General features: G+C 46.0%; 4 protein-coding genes. 3 read left to right on the top strand and 1 reads right to left on the bottom strand.

The genetic code is table 11. The features are described from left to right. Positions 1–117 precede the first annotated feature (117 nt). Complete coding sequence (locus FFM80_RS10475; protein ID WP_137640748.1) at positions 118–1,074, bottom strand: Dyp-type peroxidase; 957 nt, start codon at positions 1,072–1,074, stop codon at positions 118–120. 778 nt (positions 1,075–1,852) lie between these two features. Here FFM80_RS10475 and FFM80_RS10470 point away from each other — a divergent pair. From FFM80_RS10470 to FFM80_RS10460, 3 genes are all read left to right on the top strand, one after another. Next, complete coding sequence (locus tag FFM80_RS10470; protein ID WP_137640747.1) at positions 1,853–2,692, top strand: DegV family protein; 840 nt, start codon at positions 1,853–1,855, stop codon at positions 2,690–2,692. Positions 2,693–2,857: 165 nt separating this feature from the next. Beyond that, positions 2,858–3,586, top strand: a complete 729-nt coding sequence (locus tag FFM80_RS10465; RefSeq protein ID WP_137640746.1) for an LrgB family protein — start codon at positions 2,858–2,860, stop codon at positions 3,584–3,586. Between the two features lie 8 nt (positions 3,587–3,594). Beyond that, positions 3,595–4,014 (top strand): CidA/LrgA family protein, encoded by a 420-nt coding sequence (locus FFM80_RS10460; protein ID WP_137640745.1) that lies wholly within the window; start codon positions 3,595–3,597, stop codon positions 4,012–4,014. Positions 4,015–4,251: the final 237 nt, after the last annotated feature.

Raw genomic sequence — 4,251 nt, 5'->3', positions numbered from 1 at the left:
GCCCCCGGTAAAATACCGAGAACTCGCCGTTCAAAAAGCAGCTTAACAATTTGTCCAATTTTAAGGGTTCACTTCAAATTTCCGCAAGACTTTTTTGTTTTCTGAAAGATATAAGCATTAATGGAAGTCGTCGTCAGCGATTTGTGCCAGTAAATCACGGGACGGAATGAAGAATAATTGACCAGATAATAATTTAGAGAAGGTCAGTAAGAAGTCGCCTTGATCCAGCATATTTTGTAGCATTCCCTTAGTAACGGTCCAATGCCGCGCGTAGCCGATAAAGTAGGTGCCGGTATTACCAGCAGCCGGATTAGAGAATGGCACGTTCATCCGCACGATTTTTTGTTCTACACCGTCAACTTCAAACTTGGAAGCGACGTTATGCGCATTCTTGAATTTATCCTCGTCGGCTAATTCGAAGTCGCTGAACTTTTCACGACCCACGGCTTTTTCCTGATCTTCAGTCGGCATGTGTTCCCATACAGGCATATCATGTTGCCACTTTTGGGCAAAGGCATATGAACCATTTTCAAAGGTGGCGTCTTCATCACCAATCAACGCGTAATCAGCGGCATCTTCCACTGCCGGAGCTTCCGTGCCGTCGATAAACCCAATAATGGCCCGGCCTTCGAAGTAACGGAACCCCTTAGTCTCATCGACAACGGTTGTAATATCATCTAAGACCCGCCGGAATTGCGTCTGGCATTCGTAGACAATGGCTTCATTGCTGGCGCGAATGTGAAAGAAGAGGTCGCCAGCTGAGGCTGGCATCTGATAGTTTGGTCCGGTTAAGGTCGTGTAAGTTTCCAATTCTTTGGGTTTCGGCGCATTGGGGAATAAGTAATCCCATGCAGTGTTGCTTAGGCCGATACTGACTTTGAGTTGCGACCCCGTTTCGGGCTTGGCATCGCGAATTCGCAGTGAGCGAATAATCGCTTGTGACCGATCCGCAAACTCTTGGAATACAGCTTGGGCCTGGGCTTGATCTTGACGCGTTAAGCTTAAAACGGTGAATTGAACATGTTCGCCGACATCTTTCCAGACATCTTGGGCGTGACTTGGTGCAATTGGCATAAATTATCCCTCCAAATAGTCGTAGTTGAGTTCAGCGTAACCGGTTGGTTGGCCAGCGTCAATTAAAGTGAAATCTTGGGGTAGGGTTGTTTCGGTGAGTTGTCATTTTATGAAACGTGTTCACGAAAACGGCTGGTTCCGCTTGCTACGCCATGTCAACCACTCGGAAGCCCGCCGAGCAAAGGCAATGCTCACCAACAACCCGTCTTCGTTCACACTCTAAAAACCACCATCCGGGGAAGATGGTGGCAAAGGGTGGATAATTAAGTTAGGGGGCGACACACATAGATTCTTTACTTTGGAGGCGTAATGAATTTTCAAATTAGGGTGGTCATTAAGGAACGGGGAATTCCTTAATTGACTATGGCTCTAGTGTAGCGTTGAGCTGTGAAGGAAATGTGATGGCTTTTAGGTTGAAAACGTGATTTGGGGTTGACCTTTTTTTGGGGGGCTGAAATAGAACCTAAATTAGGTTGTGCAAACGCATTAGTCATTACTTTTTTTGGAAAGGCAATGAATTCAAAAAGTTAGGGAGTCGTTCGGAACCGGGGACTGCTTAAAGAAATTATGTCACCGTCAGCTAAAATGGTGATGTGTGCTTGAAAAAGTAATGTTGAGTACGATGCAAAAGTTGTGTTTTACAAAGTTTATAACTAAATTGTGGTCGTTGCTTCGTTTTGATACTTGCTAAACGTTGCTATCACGGGCTTTAAAACGGTTGATGAGACTGTGAATGCTATAATAGCCAGCAAAACAACTTGAAAGCGTGGCTTCAATTATGACAATTAAAATCGTGACGGATTCATCGGTCCAACTTACCCCGGCCGAGATCAAACAGTATGAGATTCACATTGTGTCGTTAATGGTGGGTTTTGATGGGAATCTGGTTGCCGATGATACCATTTCACGGGCTGATTTTGACCGGAAGATGGCCACTAGCGATTTATTGCCAACCACTAGTCAGCCGGCGATTGGGTCATTTGTGGACTTATATGACCATTTGACCGCGGATGGCAGCACTGTCTTGTCGCTACATTTAACTGAAACTTTAAGTGGTACGGTCAATGCGGCCCGGCAAGCGGCCCAACTGGCTAAAGGCCACGTAATTGTGATTGATACCAAGTCGGCTGATCGTGGCATGGCCTTTCAAGTCTTGACAGCCGCCCGCATGGCACATGCTGGGGCGGACTTGGATGCCATTATTGCTAAGATTGACGTGATTCGTGCGCAAACCCACGTGTATTTGTTCGTGGATACGCTGGATAATCTGGTTAAAGGTGGCCGGGTACCGAAAATCGCCGGCATGGTGACTAACTTAATTAAGTTGAAGTTTGTCTTTGAAATCGTCGATGGTAAGCTGAAGCTTTACACCCGTGGTCGTGGGAAGAAAGCCTTGATTAAAGCCCAAGCGCAAATCTTGAATGACTTGGCCGATGTAACCCGGGTCGAAGCAGCGGGTATTTCGTATGTCGGCGACGATGAGGTGGCCAAAGCGCCCCAAGCGTTAGTTGAAGAAGTCGCACCGCAAGCGGATTTACTAGTTGAGCGGACGAGTCCAATCATTGCGACTCATACGGGACTTGGGGCGTATGCCTTGATGTTTTATGTGGTTGATTAAATTCTTCCTATCATTATTTACTTTTGTTTGCTATAATTAAAATATAATATTTAGAGTCGTGTTGGCGCACTGCTCGAGCCTAACCACCATGGTAAATGATGACTAGACCCGATGTGGGGTGCCTTTTTTGTAACTTTGATTTCACAAAAGAAAGTAGGAAATTATGTGACTTATCTTCTCAATAATCCATTCTTTGGCATCGGGCTATCCGTGCTAGTCTACGGGATTGGCGAGTATTTCTATCATAAAACGAATCGGTTTGTATTATTCCAACCCTTATTTTTTGGAATGCTGCTCGGGATTGGTTTGCTGGTATTGATTGCGTCGGCCCTGCAAGCACCGTTGCACAAAGTTTATCAAGCGTATCAAGTTGGTGGCGATTGGCTATTTTGGTTTGTCGCGCCAGCCACCGTATCCTTCGCAGTACCGTTATATAAGCGAAATGATATTTTTAAGAAGTATTGGGATGTGATTTTGATTGCCTTATTTTTAGGCTTGTTGTTATCACTCTTTGGGATTTATGCCGTATCAACGTTGCTTGGCTTGACCGATGCAGCCCTCGGCGCAATGTTAGTCCAAGCAGCGACCACGGCGATTGCGCTGCCAGTTGCCGAAGCGGTTGGCGGCGATCAAGCGATTGCAGCGTTTGCGGTCATTTTGAACTCCGTCTTGATTTATGCACTGGGCGATCACTTTATTCGGTGGTTTAAGTTACACAAGAATCCATTAGGCGCAGGTTTAGGTTTTGGAATTGCGGGTAATGCTGTTGGGGCGACGAAGGCGATTGAAGTGAGTGAAGCTGCTGGTGCGACTGGTGCGATTGCATTCGTGGTGGCCGGTATCTTAGTGAACTTTATGGTACCGGGCTTTGCACAGTTAATTGGGTTAGGTTAGGAGGATTTATGAAGAATAAAGGGAAATTTATTAAGCAGATCATGATTTACGGCTTGATCCTATTAGCTAGTAGTTTGATTTCAGAGTTGGTTAATCAACTCTGGCCCGGGTTTCCGATGCCACCTGCCTTGATTGGCATGATCATGTTGTACGTATTGTTAACCTTAAAAATCGTCAAGCTTGAACAAGTGGAAGGCGTCAGTAACTTCTTCGTGCAGATTATTAGTTTGATTTTTATTCCGTCAGGGATTGCGTTGGTGACGAAGCTGGACGTGTTAAAAGCGGAAGGTGTGCAGATTGTTGTGGTGATTGTGATGTCAACGTTGATGTTGTTACTATTTACCGCGGGGATTGCGTGGGGCTTGGTACAACTTAAGGAACGCTGGTCAAAACGTGGTGATGCAGTTGAGATGGAAGAAGAATCGTAACGTTAGATTTGGGTGGTGAACGATTTACTGAGATTGTAGGTAGATGGCGCACCAGTCGGATTTAAGGTTGGTGGTCGGCTTGGCTCCGTTGGGGGCTGGGGCGGCCTTTTTTTGTGGATTTTATGAATTGGCTGAAACGTGCTCACTCAGACTGCCAGTTCCGCTTGCTACGCTAAGCCAACCACTCGGAAAGTTCACCGAGTACTTGTCTTAACTAGGCAATGCTCACTGGCAACC

Origin of the sequence: Lactiplantibacillus dongliensis (assembly GCF_005405105.1) — a bacterium.
GTDB classification, from domain to species: domain Bacteria; phylum Bacillota; class Bacilli; order Lactobacillales; family Lactobacillaceae; genus Lactiplantibacillus; species Lactiplantibacillus dongliensis.
Note: the sequence above shows the minus strand (reverse complement) of the source record. Positions and strands in the feature narration are given on the sequence as shown.

Excerpts from the sequence above, each read along its gene's own strand:
- FFM80_RS10470 (WP_137640747.1), top strand. The coding sequence starts at position 1,853 with ATGACAATTAAAATCGTGACGGATTCATCGGTCCAACTTACCCCGGCC.
- FFM80_RS10475 (WP_137640748.1), bottom strand. The coding sequence starts at position 1,074 with ATGCCAATTGCACCAAGTCACGCCCAAGATGTCTGGAAAGATGTCGGC.
- FFM80_RS10460 (WP_137640745.1), top strand. The coding sequence starts at position 3,595 with ATGAAGAATAAAGGGAAATTTATTAAGCAGATCATGATTTACGGCTTG.